Genomic DNA, 17,579 nt, shown 5'->3' with positions numbered 1-17,579 from the left:
TCTACTGTGTCTCTGAATCATCCCATTGATCTGCGGATATTGGCTATAGTCGAATCAACAACAGCTTCAACGGCCTCCATTTCAGCTTCGCTTATTTCTTCTAATACGTTCACGGTATCAGGTAAAATTTCCTTCTTCACTCTCAAAGTTTACTTCTTCCATAGCCTCCACAGCTTCTTCAGCAGCAGCTGTAGCTGCGGTTGCCGCATCACCTAATGCTTCATTATAGGTCCAGGTGTCCGTCGCATAAGAGCCAAGATCTAAGCCGTAACGGTCTGCTACATCTTTCATTTGAAAATACTGACTGTGTACATCACCTGTGAGAATAAACATTGTTTCCGAATTCCAGGCAACCTGTGTTTTACCATCTTTGGAAACTCTTCTTTCATATCCATTATATATTGGAAGAACTTCATATTGTGAAAACATATGTTGTTTGACCTGATGGTTTGCTTTCAGGGGAAGTAAAATTCCAATGTAGTGTAAACTATCGGTATTTGCACGGTAAACATAAGCCTGTTTATCTAGATTAAAATCCAGCTCTTTTAGGTTTTTGATTGGAAAATCCATGTTTTTGGCCTGTTCAAATGCACCTAGTTTAGTTAGTGTTTCGTTTAGCAGTTCCATAGAACTTTGTTCTACGATAGCTTTATTATTAATAGAAACAACAAAGTCGGCATGAGCCGGTATTTTGCTGGTCAGTTCTTGAGCTGTAGCCTCCATTCCTGCAAAAGCAGATAATGCTAACAAGGGTAAGAATTTAATATTCATGTAGTTATTTGTTATTTAAAGTGATGGTATTGGCTAATGAAACTTTGCCACTAGCAAGATCTGTAGCCTTTAACTTAAGTAGAACAGCTTTTGCAGAACTGGATATTTTTGCTGAAGCATGTTTTTGTGATTTGACCGTTTTATCAAAACGTATAATCTGTGTGTAAAAGGCATCATTAAAATATTTGCGGTCAGTTTCAGATATACGGGCATACTCTTTACTTAAAGTAGGAGAGTGCGTATATGTTCTGGTAAAGGTTCCAGTTTTAGCATCGTAGGAATAATTATTATTATTACCGAGGGCACTTTTAAAATGAGTTCCAAGCGCTTTACTAAAATTATTCAGAGCATTTACGGAAGCGAAATTGCAGGAGACAGTTGCAATATAATTGTTAAAATCTAAATTATATTGCACTTGACTTATACCTGGGGTATTTTTTAAAATACGGATCATGTCCTCGGTTTCACTCTTTATCTTCTCTTTTGTCGGAATTTGAATGCCATTTACACTTTTTAATTTCATCAGAGAGGCTACTTTAGTACTACTTTTACTAAGGTTGAGTGTAGCTTTAATACTGCCAGAACCATTGGCATTTAGATTGATATCTTCAATAAAGTCAAAGCAACTTGTCAATAAACTGCAACAGCAGATTAAGATTATTAATCGCGAAAACGACTTAAGTTTTATCATTTTTTATTGTTTTAAAGGATTTGCTATTATTCCTGCTAATTACCGTGCCATCATCGTACGGCATGAGATTTTCTTTCTAGGTTCTTAGCAATTTTACGTCTACTCAAAGCTAGAGATTAGAAGCAATTTCTACAATCCCCGAAACTAGTGGTTTTACCAATCAAAGTTCTACTATTGACGAATCAATCCATATTCTAACGCTAATTTAATTGCAGAACTAAGATTTTTTGCGTCAAATTTCTCAATCAAATTTTTACGGTGACTTTCCACAGTATGCGGACTAATAAATAGTTTTTCTGCGATTTGCCCCGTTGTTAATCCCAAAGATGCCTCAGTTAGTACTTCCTTTTCCCTACGGGTCAATTTTGGAACACTTTTGAGTTCATCTTTTGATTTTCTTTCAACAATATTTTTGGTTTGAGAACATAGAAATTTGTTTCCTTTTATAACCTGTTCAACTCCGGCAACAATCTCTTCCACAGAAGCATTTTTTTGAATATAACCTTGGCCCCCCTCTTGCAGTACACTATTGATAACAGCATATTCGTTATGTACACTGATTACTATAATACGCATTTGAGGATACTTGGACCTCAACGGTTTGATCAGCTCAATACTATTGGCATCAGGAAGATTAATATCCAGTAAAAGTACATCAACAGGCCCATCCGAAAGCGCTTTATGCATGGTTGATGCATCAGGATAACAACCCACTACTTCTAACATATCTTCCTTAGAAGGATATTTTTCAATCCTTCCGAAAGCAAAGGATGATCATCTGTAATTGCTATTTTAATCATTTATTTTATTTTTTTGGAAATATAATTTCAACACTTGTCCCCACATCTTTTTCCGACTGTATAGTAAATTTCCCTTTAAGGAAATCGATCCGCGATTGTATATTATGAAGGCCTGCTGAGTGATTACCCTTAACCTGATCAATATCAAATCCTTTTCCATCATCTTCAACAGTGATGGTGTAATAATCAGCTTCTTCTACAATTTGAATGATAATTTGTTTGGGGTCAGCATGTTTTATTGCGTTATTAACCAACTCCTGGATTACCCGATAAACAAGTAATTGTTCATCTTTTGTAAGTTGATTCGAATAATGTAAAAATTGTACATCAATATCCAATTGTACATTGGACATACGAACAGCGTAATCTTGTAATGCTTCTTCCAGACCATATCTATTTAGCAAATCCGGCATCAGATTATGAGCTACACGTCTTAGCTCTTCTACAGCAGTATCCAATTGCAGAAGAGATTTTTGCATATCATTTTTCATTGGGCTATCCACTTTATTTGTCAATTGAGATAAACTGATTTTTGTGGTGGATAAGAGGCCTCCTAGTCCATCATGAAGATCCCTGGCCAATCGTCCTCGTTCCTGTTCCTGACCATCAAGCATAGCAGTTAATATTGATATTTTTGAATTCTGACGTTCCTTATCTAAAGAGAAATTGTACAGTTCCTTATTTTGACGCATACTTTTGGATCGCTGTTTATATGCGTATAGCATTAATAGTAGAACCAGTAAAAAAACAAGATCAAAGCCACATAATATTTATTTATTTTCTCTTTATAAGAAATCTCATTTTTGAAACTGAGGATGTCCTGAGCACGATTTTGTGTCTCTAAACGAGATAGCTTGAGTTCCTGGGTTCTTTTTTCAGATTCAAGTTGTGTGAGCTCAAGTTCTTTTCGCTGATTTTCTTCATGCAACTTCAAATTCTCATATTGCTGTTTTTGCTGCAGACTGACGGTATGCAGCAAACGGAGCTGCTGTTCTTTTTTATCCGTTTCCAGTTGCATTCTGATAAGTTGCTGTTGCTGTCTTTCTTTATCAAACTGTGCTTCTAGTCGTTTACCCAATTCCAATTGTTCTTGATTGTATATGGATTTAAATGTTTCCATATACACTTTATGGTAACGTATGGCTTCAGCAAGATTATTCTCCTGTTCCGCAATTTCAGAGAGATTCTCGTAAATACTGAGGATGATGTTCTGATCCGGAACACTGCTTTTAGTAATCTCCATAAGTGCCGACAACAAATAGGCTTTAGCACGCTCAGGTTTTTTGTTTTTCAGTGCGATCTCCGCCATTATACCGTAAGCAGATGCAACATGCGTGTATTGTTGAGTCGCTGTTCCCTGCTTTAGGGCGAGCTCAGCATATTGAATTGCCTGATCTTGATAAGAATCAGGAAAAAAACTAAAGTAGAGGTAAGCTAGATTATTAGCAACAAAGATAGATTAGATGGGAAGGGGATTGTAGCCTTATTTTTGTTATACGTATTAATAGCTAAGAGGTAATACTTTTCTGCCTGATCTCGTAATTTGTGGTTAGTATCGTTCTTTATGTACTGTTGTTCATACATATACCCCATGAGCATATAAGCGTCAAATATAGCAATGGGATCATTTTGTTGAATAGCAAGATCTAAAGCAAGTAGACTATATTTCTCCTGTAGCTGATGCTCATTCCAATTCGCATAAATTGAAGTTAGCTCCTTGTAAGTTGTAGATTTACGGCTATTAAGTGTACGGGATGGGGGAGCCTGATCAAAATAGCGGATCGCACGTAGAAAACTTCTAACAGCTTCACCTTCTTTATTATTTCTGGTATATAGCCATCCTTCACAATAACTTATATAACCCTTGATCTCTACATCTTTAGATTTGCTAGCAAACTCTTTTGCCTTATCAAAACTACTTTTAGATTCTTTTATACGCTCGCTGATTCTATAATTCATAGCCTCAATCGCATAAAGATTAGCCGCATATTTTCCATCTGGTAAGCGACTTGCTATCTGGATATTATCTTTAAGGATTTGACCGGCCTTAACTTCTTGTTGATTGAAAAATAAGGCAGTTGCATATTTGCCGGCAACAATTAATCTTTCTGGATTCGTAACAGATACTTTATCATATTGTTCCTTTAGTTTATCTAGCACTTCCTGAGCAGAAGAAAAGTTAAATAAAAAACACAAGATTAATAGAAGCAGAGTTTCTCTCGATTTATTGGTAAAATATAGTGCACTCTTCTTCATTTGCATTCATTCTGGACCTATTATATAGGAGACTAAGATATCATTTTTTATAAACAATGTATAGATCGAAACATTAAAATAGTTGTTTAAACCCCATAAATGCAAGAAAACTCCCATATTTATTTTACTAAATATGGGAGTTTTCTCATATTATTCAGCCTCTACAGCAGCAACCTCTTGACCTTTAGTATCAATATAATATATGTTTTCACCAGCTTCATCTTCCGAGACAATGGCTACACCATTATCAAACGCAAGTGCTGTTGAAAATTTAAAAGGAATAATTGTTTTACCTTTTTCATCAATGTAACCATACTTACCATTTTTCATCGCTAAGAAAATATTTCCTTCATCAGGTAAAGCCATATATTCATATCCTTCGGCTATTTTTTTATTATCTTTAATAGAGAGTAAAGAATAAGAAGTATCCTCGAAAGTAATAAAATAGTCTTTATTTCTCATGAAAATGTGTTCATGTACTGCTGGTATGATCACCTGCTCCTTCTCATTCATAAAACCGCTTTTATCATTTTTCATGAATTGGATCAGCCCATTTCCGGAAACTCACCATCTCATATGTTGCGTTAATAAAAACGCTTCCATCAGCACGTAATAAACCGTATTTATCTTGTGCACCGTACATGAATGTTTTGGAGTCGTCAGAATAGTTTAGAAAATCGTGTTGTAGCGTAATAATTTCTTTACCGGCTAAGTTGATCGCTCCAATTTATCCTCTGCATTGTTTACTATAGATATGTCTCCATCAAAAGGTGCTATAAAAGTATACTTAGGTTGTAAAAGAACTTTATCATTCTCATCTTTTAGTCCATATAAATCTCCGGTTTCATTAGTGAAAATATAGCGATTATCAGCAACTTGAAGATCACCATATCCTATTGCACTATCAGCTTGCATTTCCGTATAACTTTCTGGAATTTCGAATAGCTCTTGAGTCAATTCCTCAGAGTCGATCTTTTTTGCAATGTAGCCATCTCCCGATACCGTAATTGACAATGGTGCCCCAGGTAAAGTTTCTAAGAAATTGAATTCCGCCCAAGATAAATTAGGGATCTGCTCAGTATAATAAACCGCAAGTTTTACATCCTCGCCAGACTCCTCATCAGTTCCTATATTAATTATTGCTAGTTTACATGTATATCCCGCTATTTTTTTCTCTTGGCCTTTTATGTATTCGATCTGGATATCACTGTAATCATTTTTGGTACCGTCTTGTAGCATCAAGTACTCTTGAGAGTTAGGAACTAAAATAAATGATTTTAATTTTTTCTTATCTTTTATCTCGATGTGACTTTCATCCTGCGTATAAGCGATGCGCATATAATCCTGATTCACCCAAGCTCTTAATTGCGTATCATCCAGCTGTCCATTGTTTTCTCCCGATTTTATTCCGTAATCGATACGAAAAAACTTGTTGGATTGAGCTAGGCACTTAAGCTCATTAAGCACACTGTTGCTAGTGTTAGTGTTATTCTCTTCATGATATTAATGTAATTCTAACACAAAAGTCATGATAGTTTTTTACCATTTTTATCCCTGATAACAGCCATTTGCAAAACATGAATAGGGATTATTTTCGTTATCATAAACAGCTCTTGACCATCTCCTCATGTATTGATCACCTAAGCATGAAGTCTATTTATATATTTTGGAGCGCTTTAATTTTTTCGATTTCTAAATATAAATGGTTGTTTTTTAACTTGAAATAGAGAAAATCTAAACAATAAGAGGATGTAATTTGTTTAAAAGTTGTACAGATTATTTCAAGCGACCAGATGTGAGACATATGCGCATACCTTTACTACTTTTTTCATTGCAACTTTTGTAAATGCCAACCCCCAGCAGTTAAAGCAGGTATCGCAGGAAGAAGCGATTCTGACGAACATTGTTTTCATGCGTACCGAGGGATTACTTATGACCCAACTGATAGAGCAAAAGTCAAAGAATAAAAAGTGCTTTCCGCAATTAAGCGAGCCAAACGTTACTACACAGAGACCCAGCCTATGCTACTAGAAGTTATAAAAGGTAAAGCACTTGCCCTAGATCAAAAACAGTTCGATTACATTTCTCAAGAAGCTGAAAAAAATTCCAAAATTACGACATCAAAAATGAAGGTCATTGGATTAAACTCTATCAAAATCACATTCAAAACTGTATACGCTCCTATAGTCTACTTTTGCAAGATAGAGAATGGGCAAGTGTTACCTATTTTTCATTTTATGCACTCCCAGAATTGATTAATCTCGATCAGGAATTTATAAAATTAAACATTAAATAAATACAAGTATATTTAGCGTATATCTGGATCAAATGAAAATTCTTACCGCAAAACAAATGATGAACGCAGATGTACTGACCTGCAACGAACAACAAATTACAAGCTTAGATTTAATGGAAAGAGCTTCCCAAACGGTCTTTGCTGCATTAAAGATCAAGTACCCAGATCTCCCAAAACAACATTTCACCATCATCTGCGGAAAAGGAAATAACGGCGGAGATGGATTGGTATTAGCACGTTTATTAGATGCACATTTAGCCAATGTGATGGTATATGTCCTAAAATCCGAAATTTACGCGCCTGATAATAGCCGCAATCAGGTAAGATTATCCGCGGCGCAAATTCATTTTTTTAACGAAACAGATCAGTTACAAATCCCGGATAATACCATTGTTATAGATTGTCTGTTCGGATATGGACTGCGAGAAGAATTAGACGGAAAATGGGCTTATATCTGCAAGCAGATCAATGAAGCTGATGTTCCTGTATATGCCATTGATATGCCTTCAGGCTTATTGGCAGATAGACCAACATCGATTACTGCTCCTGTGATTCATGCAGATTTGGTATATACTTTCCAAATGCCTAAGCTCGCATTATTAATGCCTCAGAACCAAGTTTTTTATGATGATTTTCAAATACTGGACATTCAATTGAGTAAAAATGCTATTGAAAAAGAAAATTCCGATTTGATTTATGTGGAAAAAGGGTTAATACTCAAATACTATAGAAAAAGGAAAAAGTTTGAACATAAAGGCAATTTTGGACATAGCATGATCATAGGGGGAAGCAAGGGAAAAATGGGGTCTGTCCAGCTGGCACTAAAAGCAGCTTTGCGAAGTGGCTGTGGTTTAGCTACCGCCTTTGTACCTGCTTGCGGGCATATCATTATCCAGACTGCTGTGCCCGAAGCTATGGTCTTATTAGATGACCATAATGATGTGATAACCACCATGCCCGACTTAGCAAATTATCAGGCTGTTGGCATTGGAGTAGGAATGGGAACCGCAGCAGAAACAAGTGTAGCCTGGATAGATTACATAAGTAGAGGAATCCAAACGCCATTGATTATAGATGCTGACGGTTTAAATATGATGTCAAAAAATCCCGAATTATGGAACTTTATACCGAAAAACACCATTCTGACTCCACATCCAAAAGAACTGAATCGGATTATAGGATCGTGGATGGACGATTGGGATAAATTAGAAAAAGTAAAAGAATTTGCAAGTAAATATCAGGTCAATATATTGATAAAAGGAGCAAATAGTGCAATGGTGATGAGCGACGGTAAGATCTACTTGAATAGTACAGGAAATGTAGGAATGGCAACAGGGGGTAGCGGCGATGTATTAACAGGGATTATAACCGCATTGCTTGGACAGGGATATCCTGCAAACGAAGCGTTAATCATGGGTGTATATTTACATGGAAAGGCAGCAGATTTGGCAGTTAAGACCATCGGTACTTATAGTCTTCTTCCCTCAGATATTATTCAGTATTTACCACAAGCGTTTCTTGAATTAGAACTTGCGACACTATAAACCAGTCCAAGACTTAAATGGCAGACGATAGTTTGTTTTCTTGTCATAGGGCAAGGGGACTTTATGATCTATTGTTTATTTTTGATTAAACAGATGGTAGTTAACCATCACTAAATCAATAAACAATGGATAAGCCAAAATCAACAAAACTAGAAGTGATTATTCCCGCTTATAGAATGCATACACAGACTTTTTTAAGTGTGTTATCTGGGATATCTGAAGTGGATGCCAAGAAGCGGATCGATGGACGAACGAATCATATTATTTGGATGGCCGGCAACTTTGTCAATGTACGTTACGGAATAGCAAACATTTTAGGTTTGGAAGAAACAGATCCCTATAACGATTTGTTTTATATGGGAAAGACATTAGATGAACAATTTCAATACCCGACTCTAGCCGATCTCATTGCTAGTTTTCATAAAATCTCTCCTAAAGTTTACCGGAGTTTATTGGCCGTCAATGATGAACAATTGTCTGAATTATTTCGGATTGGAATGAATATCCCTTTTGTTACAGAAGATAAACTCAATTTTATCGGAATGTGTATAGGTCGACAGGATTATCTTGGCGGGCAGATGGCATTGATGAGACGTATCCTTAATTATTCGAGTATGAGTTATGGTGTAGATGACAAGATCACATATTAGCATGGAAGCACATGTAACAGGATACCTAGAGGTAAACGGAATTCGCTTGTATCATGAAATTTATGGAGCATGTGAACCTTTGGTTTTGATTCATGGAGGGGCGGGTTCTATACAGTTTGATTTTAGAGAAACGATTATCCGGTTACAAGAACGCTTTTTGCTGATCGGCATTGATCTGCAAATCACGGACGCTCAGATCATAGGGAAGAACCTGAAACTTTTGAACAGGATGCAAAGGATATTGTCGCATTATTGGATCTGTTGGGAATACCTAAAGCCTCTTTTTTTGGATTTAGCAATGGTGCTACGACTGCCTTAGAGATAGCAAAGATTTACCCAGATCGCGTCGTGAAGATCGTAGCAGCCTCTGGAGTTTATAAAAGAAATGGCCTGATACCAGGTTTCTTTCAAGCAATGGAACAGGCAACAATTGATAATATGCCGACCTATCTGAAAGAGAACTTTCTGAAACTAAATTCGAATATAGATGAGTTGCATAATATGTTTCAAAAAGACAGTCAGCGGATGATCCATTTTGAAGACTGGAAAGATCGTGATATGCAGCATATTAAAAATCCTGTTCTGCTCATTTATGGAGATCGAGATGTTGTTACAGTCACACATGCCGCAACCATCAGTCATTTGCTCCCTGATGCAAGATTATGCATACTTCCTGCCACCCACGGCGGGTATATGATGGCCGATGAATCAGGGATAGTAGATGAAGAATTAATCACATTTACGGTATTACAGATCGCAAGATTTTTAGAATAATTTACATGTTCCTGGGTCAATTTAAATACAACGTTTACTGTTTGTTAGGGTCATTAGGTAATTAATAAAGTGAAATATAGGTTATAGGGCTACTTTATTTTTAAATATTTGTAATATCTTAGAGTATCACAGACGAAACTTTCAAAGTTTATCGCGCTAAGAACCCATTACTAAATTAACCCATATTGAAAATGAAGATGTACAAATCATTTATTCCGCTCTGCACTGCTTTATTCTTGTCAGCTTGTTCTTCAAATTACCTGATGACTGTTAATACCACCAATACGATTAAAGAAAAAGACCAAGGAACTTTCTTATACACAAATGACACTTTGGCTGTTCAATACTCTTTTGCGGGGAAGGATGGTAAAGTATATGTTAAGGTTGAAAATAAATTAGATTATCCAATCATGTGGAACTTAAAAAATTCTGCACTAGTAATCAACGGAAAGGCCCTTAGTTACGCTAACAACCAGATAGATTTAAAAGGTAAAGTGAATCAGAATGTTTCCGCTTTTAGTGAGGATATTATTCATGGATATTTTAACGGCACAGCAACATTACCTAAAGATATGTTATTAATACCACCTCATGCGTTTGTCGATGGAAGGTTTTTTGATCTTCGCGATGATGTAAAGAAATCGGTATCCCAAGCAAAAAAAGAAAAAGTTGTGCGGTATGGCATGAACGGTGGAACATATAATGTACAACAAGCCAAGTTTAACATACAGGATTCGCCTTATATCCTGAGCAGTTTTTTGAGCTATTCTGTGTTGAATAATGGCGAGGTTACTTTCAGAACTACAGAACAAAAATTTTATGCTGAAACATTATTTCAGACTGGTACATCATTAAATAATGTACTTGAGTATTATACAAAACAAGGTGATCTAATGGCTTATAAGAAAGTAAAAGGTGAAAATGCTTTGCTGTTAGGAGGGGTGGTGGCTTTAGGTGCAGCAGCAGGAGCACTTGACAATAGTAGAACCGATTAAGCTGTAATTGAACTATAAAAAGCCTTGATCACTTCGACAAGGCTTTTTTATTTTTTATCGTATTTTAATAAGGTTTACTGACATACTGTTGTCATTAACAGACTTATTTTTGTGTTAGCTAAAACACAGTAAGGCGACGAACTTGTCTATTTCCAGTAACTTGATACAACGTCAAATTGATATAGCGAAAATAAAAACGGTAAAATTTTGAAGAAACAAAACAGTTAAAAATGATCAAATTTAAATATACTATCTTATATGTGTCCGATGTGACACGGGCCATTCAGTTTTATGAACAAGTATTTGGCTTTGTACGAAAATTTATAACACCTGAAAATGACTACGGTGAATTAATAACAGGAGAAACCACCATTTCATTTGCCAAACACAGTTTAGCACAGACTAATTTGAGTGCAGGATATCAGGAAAGTTCTCGTTTAGCGAAACCTTTTGGAATAGAATTGGGCGTTATCACGGATAATGTTGAAGATCTAGTAGACAAAGTATGGGAGTATAATGGAATTATTGTTGAACAGCCTACAGTCAAGCCTTGGGGACAGACCGTTTCATATGTGAGAGATTTAGATGGTTTTCTAATTGAATTATGTACTCCGTTACCTTAACCAGAAACTTTTTTGTAAAAATATATATCCGTTTATTATCGAGTAGCGATGCCTTTTTAGTGCATTTTTCTCTCCATAAAGCACACATTAAGATCGATTAAGTATTTTTAAATAGCGCATTTATACATTTTTTTTTATAGTTTTAGCGATTTAGCATATTAAACAGAGAAATGGCGTTAACAAACTTGTCAAGACGAGTCGCTCTCGGAATCGATATTGGTGGAACCAATACGAAATTCGGAGTGGTAAATCATCGCGGGGAAGTTCTAGAAAAAGGATCCCTAAGAACAGATGAATATAAGAAAATAGAAGATTTTATTGATGCATTATATCTTCAGGTTTCTCCACTTATCGAGAAATACGGTACAGTGAAAAACTTTGATGGAATTGGTCTCGGTGTACCTAACGGTAATTACTATACAGGTACGGTAGAATTAGCTCCTAATTTACCTTGGAAAGGTGTAATTCCTTTTGCCGAACTTATGGAAAATAAATTTGGTATGGAGTGTACCATTACCAACGATGCGAATGCGGCAGCTTTGGGAGAGATGCTTTTCGGAGCAGCACGTGGTATGAAAGATTTTATCATGATTACTTTAGGAACAGGTGTAGGAAGCGGAATCGTTGCCAATGGAAATGTAATCTATGGACATGATGGTTTTGCGGGAGAGTTAGGACATACCATTGTAAAACCAGGAGGTAGAAAACACTGGAGTACAGGTTCGGAAGGAAGTCTGGAAGCCTATGCATCTGCTACCGGCATAGCCATTACAGCGAAGAAAATGAGAGCAGAATTTCCAAGTTCTATGCTCAATCAATATCCAGAAGAATCAATCAATTCTAAAACAGTTTACGAGTGTGCCATAAAAGAAGATCCAATTGCTATTGAAGTATTCCGCTATACAGGACAGAAGCTGGGTGAAGCATTAGCTAATTTTGTGATGTTTTCATCTCCTGAGGCGATCTTATTGTTTGGCGGAGTTATTCAAGCCGGAGACTTATTCTCAAGCCTGCAAAATTACATATGGAAAGAAACCTACTTCCCATCTTTAGAGATAAAGTGAGATTGGTATTTAGTGAGCTTCCTGAAGCAGATGCCGCAATTTTAGGTGCAAGTGCACTCGTTTGGGAACAATAAAAGAAAATAAAACTCGTCTTTTAAGACGATCGTTTTCATAAACAGTGTCCGGTTGATGGATTTTAATGTAAATTAAATTTTAACAGCCGGACACTCCTATAAAGCCACATCGTCACGAGTATTAGTACGGCAGACCCTTCTAAAGGTCAGATTTATTCTGGGCAGAATTTGTCGAGCTGTTTTAGGTACCTGGTGCTGCCAGCAACTGTTTGTCGTACCAGCCATCAGCAGGAAAGATCCATGATGCAGAGGAATTTCGATCTGCTTTATATCCTTTAGAAATTTATGACGCAGTCGGAATAAACGTGTTTCCCCAAAACTGAGCGATGCAATCACAGGATTAGGACCAGACTTATCAGTATGATCACTATGCCACGCAACACCATCTTTCCCGTTACGGTAGAGGTTGAGCAAAACAGCATTAAAGCTTAAACCAGTTTCTTCTTCCACTCGTTTTCGGATGGCTAATAGTGCTGTGGTCCAGTCAGGACCTGCGGGATCAGCACCCAAATTGCTTTTATCCTCATACCAAGCGATCATGCGTGGTGCTTTAACTGTTTTATCAAAGATCTCCATTTCATATTCGCGCCATTTCGTATTATGGAGCAAAGTATTGTAGTAATGGTCCGATTCTTCCTTTGAAAAAAAAGAATCAATTAGCATGAGTTCCGTATCAGGTAGATCGAATACAACCTTACCTCCATGGCCAGGTGCGAATATTTCAGTGTCATTAAATAAATTCATCGTATATGTTTTAGTAAAGCGGTAACAGTCAATAGGTGTTTTCTTCATTTACTATAAACTTTAGAGTCTCCAATTGTACGTTTTTTGGTTATCAAAAACAGCAGCTGGCTCTTCGGATTTATATATAGTAACGTTCCTATTATGCTTATTAAAATATGATACAACAAAAATACTAATTATATTAGTATTTTTGTTAAATTTGAAGCTATAAATATTAGCAGTATGATGTTGTCAAAAAACTTGAAGTATTTAAGAGAACAAAAAGGGATATCACAGCGCGAGATAGCAGCAGACTTAACCATTACACGCGCTAGGTACGCGAAGTACGAGGAAGCCCTCTCAGAGCCTCCGATAGAAGTCTTATTGAAATTATGTCAATATCATCAGATCAGTATCGATACACTGATTACGGTAGATTTGAAGAATTTGAATCAAAAAACAGAGCTAATTGAAAATAGTTAGAATAATTTATATCGCAAAAAGCCGTACTATTTTTTAGGTAGTACAGCTTTTTAGCTTAAAATGTATCATTAGAGTTCCAGTACAGTAAGTAGAGGGAAATGGTCTGAAGGAAATTTACCGGAATAAGTATCTGTCAAAATTCCCCATTTATGACCTTTGAAGTGTTTGGATACAAAAATATGATCAATGATTGTATTATGAACAGGGAATTTTTCACCTGTCCGAAAACCATTGGAGCTTCCATTTAAAGCATAGGGCATGCTTACCATATGATAAGTATCTTTCAATAAATCAGATGTCGCTAAACTCTTATACCATTCAGAATTGCTATCGCCATTAAAATCACCCATAAGTATAACTGGCTGTTCTTTTGCGATTTCAGTAATCTTTTTTAATATTAACAAGCTCGATTCTTTGCGGGCTAATATTCCGCGATGGTCGTAATGAGCATTGAAGAGGAAGAACGACTTTTTAGAATCTTTATCTTTTAGCTGTATCCAAGTACATATTCTGATGTTGGATGGCGCGTCCCATCCTAGACTCGGTCTATCTGGAGTTTCAGATAACCAAAAGTCGCCTTTACTGACCAGCTCAAAACGGTCCTTTTTATAATAAATTGCCGCATGCTCGCCCGCAGCTTTACCGTCATCTCGTCCTAGTCCATAACGTTCAAATTGAGGAAGTTGCTTACTAAGGTCATCCAATTGATTCTTTAATGCTTCTTGTGTCCCAAAGATATCAAATTCATGAAATTGGATTAATTGCGCGATCGGAGTCACTCTGTTTTGCCAGCGGTCCAGACTATCATTAGGCGTATCATAGCGAAGATTATACGTCGCCACGCGCATTTTTTGAGCCTGAGCAGTTAATGTAACTGCCGAAATCATGAGGCAGAGCATGGTTTTGATATAGCGTGTTTTCATATTTTTTCTAAATATTCATATTACTAGGTTAAGTAGCAGACCTACTATTGCCAGAAAGGATAATTTTTCAAATTTTTGTTTAAAACAATTGCATTGCTTGGTATTGGATAGTAGTACTGTCTGCCGTCATCATACCAGGTACGTGTTTGCGCTTTAAACCACTCCAGATGTTTATCTGCAGTTAACGTCTGGTAGTTAGTCGCTGGTCCACCAATAGCTATTTTTGCAACTTTGGCGCCAACCGTTACCGAAGGACCTTTATTATTGCCATCATAGAAGATAACATCTACAGTGCCGTCGCGATCCAGATCCATCGGTTTGTCCAATTCCGGAATATAGATACCGGACCATTCTAAAGAAGCCATGATATGACCCGCATTCCATCTTTTAGATCATTAAATCTAAAACCTTCAAGCGCCAGTTCAACTTGTCTTTCACGTCTTATTTCTAGCAGTACAGGGTTGTCGATATCTTTAAAGAATTTTTCTTTGATGTAAGTATCAATCACTGTCGGTAATTGCGAGGTACCTCCTGTAATACCTGCACGCGAACGTAGTGCACCAATAGTTTTTTGCCAGTCGCCATCTGTAATTTCACCCAATTCAGCACGTGCCTCAGCATAATTAAGCAGTACTTCTGCATAGCGCATCAATGGAATAGCATTCGTATTTAGCTGTCCATTATCATATTTACTTTCATCAAGTGTATATTTTATTGGCTGATAACCTGTGTACGAATAACCATTAAAATTTGGTGCTGCTGGTTTTCCATCTATTTTATAGCCTGGGGTACGGATCAGCTGAGATAAGCGGTAATCTCTATTTTGACACTCATCATAAAACTCTTGTGTATTGTATCCTGTTCTATTCGTATACGGAGTACCATCTCGGTTTAATATCGTATTGATAAACGGTCTTACAAAACTATAACGTGGGCCATAGGTCGGAGAAGTCCAATACCAGTTCGCAGAACTTAGGATGGCCAGGTTCTTATTAAAAGCAATAGCTAGCATGACCTCTTGAGTAACTGCAGCATCACTGACAAAAAGCTGACGTTGCGATAGTTCGGGGCCTTTAGCGGTATAGATACTGTGCGGTCCCTTCGTCATCAGTTCCTGAGCGGCATCCACCACCTGTTTATAATATTTGTTTGCAGTTGATGCTAAGCCCAGCTCAGTATGGTATTTACGAAATGAAGCTTCAAAAAGTGCAATTCTTGTTTTCAGTCCCAGAGCAGTCCATTTCGTGATCTCCGAACCGTCTGTAGAGGAGCTGGTCTGTATATTCGCGTAGGCATAATCCAGATCTGCCAAGATATGATCCATCACTACAGTACGGTCTCCGCGGTCCCCATATAAGATATCGTTGTCAGTAATTGAAAGAGCCTTATCCACCCAGGGCACATCGCCAAAACGAGTGACCATTTTATAGTAAAAGTATGCTCTAAAAAAGCGAGCAACACCATTGTAATGGTTACGACTTGTTTCCGATACGTTTGACCGGTTATTGCTTGCTAAAAAATGATTGATATTTCTAAGGTTCTTCCAATCCCATCCAGAACTTGTCTGTGCCGTATAGGCATTCAATTTTAAAAAATTGTCGAGGTTATTGACAGCGCCATAATCAGACATCTGGTCCAATCTGTAGGCATCAGAAGAAGAAGGCAGATTATTGTAAAATGAGATCGAATAGCGACGGAGTCCTCCCTCGGTTCCAAATACGTCTTCTTCTAAGGCTGACGATTCCGGAAATTCATTTAGCTCACAGCTGCTGCATAAAGCCAGTATACTTAATAAATAGAATATCTTTTTCATGTGTGTTTTTTCTTAATCGTTGCATAATGCTTCTGATTATCCAGAAGCATCTTTCTAATCATAAATGTTAAAAAGTGACTGATATACCTAAGCTGATTGATTTCATGGTCGGATAGTTGAAGCCATCACCAGCATTGCTGTCGCTGATATCCGGGTCGGATGAACCGATATTGCTTACATCCAGATCGCGTGTATGCTTATAGAACGGTGACCAGCTCCATAGGTTTTCACCCGATAGCGAAGCTTTTATATCCTGAAAGCCCCATCGTGATACGATAGATTTAGGGAGACTATATCCAACTTGAATATTTTTCAGTCTAATGTAACCCACATTTTGTAAATAACGTGTTTGAGGCGTTTCTTTGATAGACTGGTTATAGCCAGCGTAGCGGGGTAGGTAAGCACCTTTGTTGTCCTCAGTCCAGTAGTTATTTAAGTGCCATTCCGGCAGATTATTGTACGGTCTATTATATTGTCCCCAGAAAATTGATTCATTGCTTGGATACCAGTTTTGACGGCCTACTCCCTGAAAAAATGTGGACAATGATATGCCGTTCCAGTCCGCATTAAAGTTAAATCCATAGATATACCGGGGATCCTTATTACCGATGATTTTTTTATCACCATGATTGTCTAATGTATTGGTGCCGTAATCGATCTTCCCGTCACCGTTTAAATCTGCAAAACGGACATCGCCTGGATACACAATACCAGCACTAGACGATTTGATTAAAATCTGCTTTGCGGCATTGTCAATCTCCGCTTGCGATTGGAACAGACCTTGAGTTTCGTATCCCCAGATTTCACCGACTGTTTGACCGGCATAGTAATCGCCTAACGTACCTGTTAGATTATTGTATTTATCGATTTTAGATTTATAGTCAGCTAAGGTTCCTCTAATACTATAGCGCAATGATTTACCCGCCACATCAAATCGATTGTTGTAAGAAAGTGTAAGTTCATAACCATTTGTGGTCATATCAGCATAGTTACCTTTAGGAGATGTAGCACCAAATATATCCGGCAATGTCATGCCTACAGTAAACATATCAGTTGTTTTACGTGTATACATATCGGCTACCAATTGCAGTTTACCATT

Annotated in this window: 21 protein-coding genes and 1 pseudogene; 8 read left to right on the top strand and 14 right to left on the bottom strand. The window is 37.1% G+C overall.

Annotated features, from left to right (window positions below; all coding sequences use genetic code 11):
- Nucleotides 1–17: 17 nt before the first annotated feature.
- The 9 genes from L950_RS35705 to L950_RS18395 all read right to left on the bottom strand — a co-directional run bounded on the left by L950_RS35705 (nt 18) and on the right by L950_RS18395 (nt 5,985).
- Entirely contained in the window at nt 18–140 is a 123-nt protein-coding gene (locus L950_RS35705; protein WP_021190691.1) for a hypothetical protein, read from the bottom strand.
- A complete protein-coding gene (locus L950_RS18420) occupies nt 118–771 on the bottom strand; it encodes a hypothetical protein (protein WP_021190690.1) in 654 nt (217 codons plus the stop codon). The genes L950_RS35705 and L950_RS18420 overlap by 23 nt, the downstream gene beginning before the upstream one ends.
- A 4-nt stretch (nt 772–775) precedes the next feature.
- The gene (locus L950_RS18415; protein ID WP_031288690.1) at nt 776–1,462 is read right to left on the bottom strand and encodes a hypothetical protein; all 687 of its coding nucleotides are present in this window, start codon (nt 1,460–1,462) and stop codon (nt 776–778) included.
- Nucleotides 1,463–1,633: 171 nt separating this feature from the next.
- Nucleotides 1,634–2,188: a LuxR C-terminal-related transcriptional regulator gene (locus L950_RS18410; RefSeq protein WP_021190688.1), complete on the bottom strand. Its 555-nt coding sequence runs from the start codon at nt 2,186–2,188 to the stop codon at nt 1,634–1,636.
- A 79-nt stretch (nt 2,189–2,267) separates the two neighbouring features.
- Entirely contained in the window at nt 2,268–2,954 is a 687-nt protein-coding gene (locus tag L950_RS30685; RefSeq protein ID WP_197086547.1) for a sensor histidine kinase, read from the bottom strand.
- Nucleotides 2,955–2,986: 32 nt separating this feature from the next.
- Nucleotides 2,987–3,571: a hypothetical protein gene (locus L950_RS30680; protein ID WP_197086546.1), complete on the bottom strand. Its 585-nt coding sequence runs from the start codon at nt 3,569–3,571 to the stop codon at nt 2,987–2,989.
- A gap of 125 nt (nt 3,572–3,696) precedes the next feature.
- A complete protein-coding gene (locus L950_RS30675; RefSeq protein ID WP_197086545.1) occupies nt 3,697–4,518 on the bottom strand; it encodes a hypothetical protein in 822 nt (273 codons plus the stop codon).
- A 150-nt stretch (nt 4,519–4,668) separates the two neighbouring features.
- The gene (locus L950_RS18400; RefSeq protein WP_021190687.1) at nt 4,669–5,055 is read right to left on the bottom strand and encodes a WG repeat-containing protein; all 387 of its coding nucleotides are present in this window, start codon (nt 5,053–5,055) and stop codon (nt 4,669–4,671) included.
- Between the two features lie 171 nt (nt 5,056–5,226).
- Nucleotides 5,227–5,985, bottom strand: a complete 759-nt coding sequence (locus L950_RS18395) for a hypothetical protein (RefSeq protein ID WP_021190685.1) — start codon at nt 5,983–5,985, stop codon at nt 5,227–5,229.
- A gap of 885 nt (nt 5,986–6,870) precedes the next feature.
- Here L950_RS18395 and L950_RS18380 point away from each other — a divergent pair.
- The 7 genes from L950_RS18380 (at nt 6,871) to L950_RS18355 (ending at nt 12,464) form a co-directional block, all read left to right on the top strand.
- Nucleotides 6,871–8,358, top strand: coding sequence for an NAD(P)H-hydrate dehydratase (locus L950_RS18380; RefSeq protein WP_197086544.1), 1,488 nt, complete (start codon nt 6,871–6,873; stop codon nt 8,356–8,358).
- A 125-nt stretch (nt 8,359–8,483) separates the two neighbouring features.
- Nucleotides 8,484–9,008, top strand: a complete 525-nt coding sequence (locus L950_RS18375; protein WP_021190681.1) for a hypothetical protein — start codon at nt 8,484–8,486, stop codon at nt 9,006–9,008.
- Nucleotide 9,009: 1 nt separating this feature from the next.
- The gene (locus tag L950_RS33920; RefSeq protein ID WP_231577423.1) at nt 9,010–9,327 is read left to right on the top strand and encodes an alpha/beta fold hydrolase; all 318 of its coding nucleotides are present in this window, start codon (nt 9,010–9,012) and stop codon (nt 9,325–9,327) included.
- On the top strand, nt 9,249–9,782 hold the full coding sequence (locus L950_RS18370) for an alpha/beta fold hydrolase (protein WP_231577424.1): 534 nt from the start codon (nt 9,249–9,251) through the stop codon (nt 9,780–9,782). Before L950_RS33920 ends, L950_RS18370 begins: the two co-directional genes overlap by 79 nt.
- A gap of 197 nt (nt 9,783–9,979) precedes the next feature.
- Nucleotides 9,980–10,777 carry a hypothetical protein gene (locus tag L950_RS18365; RefSeq protein WP_132773586.1) on the top strand — a complete coding sequence of 266 codons (798 nt, stop codon included), beginning with the start codon at nt 9,980–9,982 and terminating at the stop codon, nt 10,775–10,777.
- A 230-nt stretch (nt 10,778–11,007) separates the two neighbouring features.
- Nucleotides 11,008–11,400, top strand: a complete 393-nt coding sequence (locus tag L950_RS18360; protein WP_021190678.1) for a VOC family protein — start codon at nt 11,008–11,010, stop codon at nt 11,398–11,400.
- A gap of 170 nt (nt 11,401–11,570) precedes the next feature.
- Nucleotides 11,571–12,464: an ROK family protein gene (locus tag L950_RS18355; RefSeq protein WP_197086543.1), complete on the top strand. Its 894-nt coding sequence runs from the start codon at nt 11,571–11,573 to the stop codon at nt 12,462–12,464.
- Between the two features lie 170 nt (nt 12,465–12,634).
- On the opposite strand, the gene L950_RS18350 is transcribed toward L950_RS18355, so the two are convergent.
- The gene (locus tag L950_RS18350; RefSeq protein ID WP_197086542.1) at nt 12,635–13,201 is read right to left on the bottom strand and encodes an alpha-ketoglutarate-dependent dioxygenase AlkB family protein; all 567 of its coding nucleotides are present in this window, start codon (nt 13,199–13,201) and stop codon (nt 12,635–12,637) included.
- 321 nt (nt 13,202–13,522) lie between these two features.
- On the opposite strand from L950_RS18350, the gene L950_RS18345 reads away from it, so the two are divergent.
- Nucleotides 13,523–13,744: a helix-turn-helix domain-containing protein gene (locus L950_RS18345; protein ID WP_197086541.1), complete on the top strand. Its 222-nt coding sequence runs from the start codon at nt 13,523–13,525 to the stop codon at nt 13,742–13,744.
- A gap of 68 nt (nt 13,745–13,812) precedes the next feature.
- On the opposite strand, the gene L950_RS18340 is transcribed toward L950_RS18345, so the two are convergent.
- The 4 genes and pseudogenes from L950_RS18340 to L950_RS30670 all read right to left on the bottom strand — a co-directional run.
- Nucleotides 13,813–14,667, bottom strand: coding sequence for an endonuclease/exonuclease/phosphatase family protein (locus tag L950_RS18340; protein WP_021190675.1), 855 nt, complete (start codon nt 14,665–14,667; stop codon nt 13,813–13,815).
- 44 nt (nt 14,668–14,711) lie between these two features.
- On the bottom strand, nt 14,712–15,032 hold the full coding sequence (locus L950_RS33915; RefSeq protein WP_231577422.1) for a RagB/SusD family nutrient uptake outer membrane protein: 321 nt from the start codon (nt 15,030–15,032) through the stop codon (nt 14,712–14,714).
- Complete coding sequence (locus L950_RS18335) at nt 15,020–16,480, bottom strand: RagB/SusD family nutrient uptake outer membrane protein (RefSeq protein ID WP_231577421.1); 1,461 nt, start codon at nt 16,478–16,480, stop codon at nt 15,020–15,022. Before L950_RS18335 ends, L950_RS33915 begins: the two co-directional genes overlap by 13 nt.
- Nucleotides 16,481–16,547: 67 nt before the next feature.
- Nucleotides 16,548–17,579: pseudogene (locus L950_RS30670) on the bottom strand (SusC/RagA family protein); the annotation flags it as partial.

Source organism: Sphingobacterium sp. IITKGP-BTPF85, from assembly GCF_001006065.1.
Classification (GTDB): Bacteria; Bacteroidota; Bacteroidia; order Sphingobacteriales; family Sphingobacteriaceae; genus Sphingobacterium; species Sphingobacterium anhuiense.
This window is presented reverse-complemented; position numbering and strand designations above follow the sequence as displayed.

Excerpts from the sequence above, each read along its gene's own strand:
- L950_RS18420 (WP_021190690.1), bottom strand. The coding sequence starts at position 771 with ATGAATATTAAATTCTTACCCTTGTTAGCATTATCTGCTTTTGCAGGA.
- L950_RS18415 (WP_031288690.1), bottom strand. The coding sequence starts at position 1,462 with ATGATAAAACTTAAGTCGTTTTCGCGATTAATAATCTTAATCTGCTGT.
- L950_RS18410 (WP_021190688.1), bottom strand. The coding sequence starts at position 2,188 with ATGTTAGAAGTAGTGGGTTGTTATCCTGATGCATCAACCATGCATAAA.
- L950_RS30685 (WP_197086547.1), bottom strand. The coding sequence starts at position 2,954 with ATGCGTCAAAATAAGGAACTGTACAATTTCTCTTTAGATAAGGAACGT.
- L950_RS30680 (WP_197086546.1), bottom strand. The coding sequence starts at position 3,571 with ATGGCGGAGATCGCACTGAAAAACAAAAAACCTGAGCGTGCTAAAGCC.
- L950_RS30675 (WP_197086545.1), bottom strand. The coding sequence starts at position 4,518 with ATGAAGAAGAGTGCACTATATTTTACCAATAAATCGAGAGAAACTCTG.
- L950_RS18400 (WP_021190687.1), bottom strand. The coding sequence starts at position 5,055 with ATGAAAAATGATAAAAGCGGTTTTATGAATGAGAAGGAGCAGGTGATC.
- L950_RS18380 (WP_197086544.1), top strand. The coding sequence starts at position 6,871 with ATGATGAACGCAGATGTACTGACCTGCAACGAACAACAAATTACAAGC.
- L950_RS18375 (WP_021190681.1), top strand. The coding sequence starts at position 8,484 with ATGGATAAGCCAAAATCAACAAAACTAGAAGTGATTATTCCCGCTTAT.
- L950_RS33920 (WP_231577423.1), top strand. The coding sequence starts at position 9,010 with ATGGAAGCACATGTAACAGGATACCTAGAGGTAAACGGAATTCGCTTG.
- L950_RS18365 (WP_132773586.1), top strand. The coding sequence starts at position 9,980 with ATGTACAAATCATTTATTCCGCTCTGCACTGCTTTATTCTTGTCAGCT.
- L950_RS18360 (WP_021190678.1), top strand. The coding sequence starts at position 11,008 with ATGATCAAATTTAAATATACTATCTTATATGTGTCCGATGTGACACGG.
- L950_RS18355 (WP_197086543.1), top strand. The coding sequence starts at position 11,571 with ATGGCGTTAACAAACTTGTCAAGACGAGTCGCTCTCGGAATCGATATT.
- L950_RS18350 (WP_197086542.1), bottom strand. The coding sequence starts at position 13,201 with ATGCTAATTGATTCTTTTTTTTCAAAGGAAGAATCGGACCATTACTAC.
- L950_RS18340 (WP_021190675.1), bottom strand. The coding sequence starts at position 14,667 with ATGAAAACACGCTATATCAAAACCATGCTCTGCCTCATGATTTCGGCA.
- L950_RS33915 (WP_231577422.1), bottom strand. The coding sequence starts at position 15,032 with ATGGCTTCTTTAGAATGGTCCGGTATCTATATTCCGGAATTGGACAAA.
- L950_RS18335 (WP_231577421.1), bottom strand. The coding sequence starts at position 16,480 with ATGAAAAAGATATTCTATTTATTAAGTATACTGGCTTTATGCAGCAGC.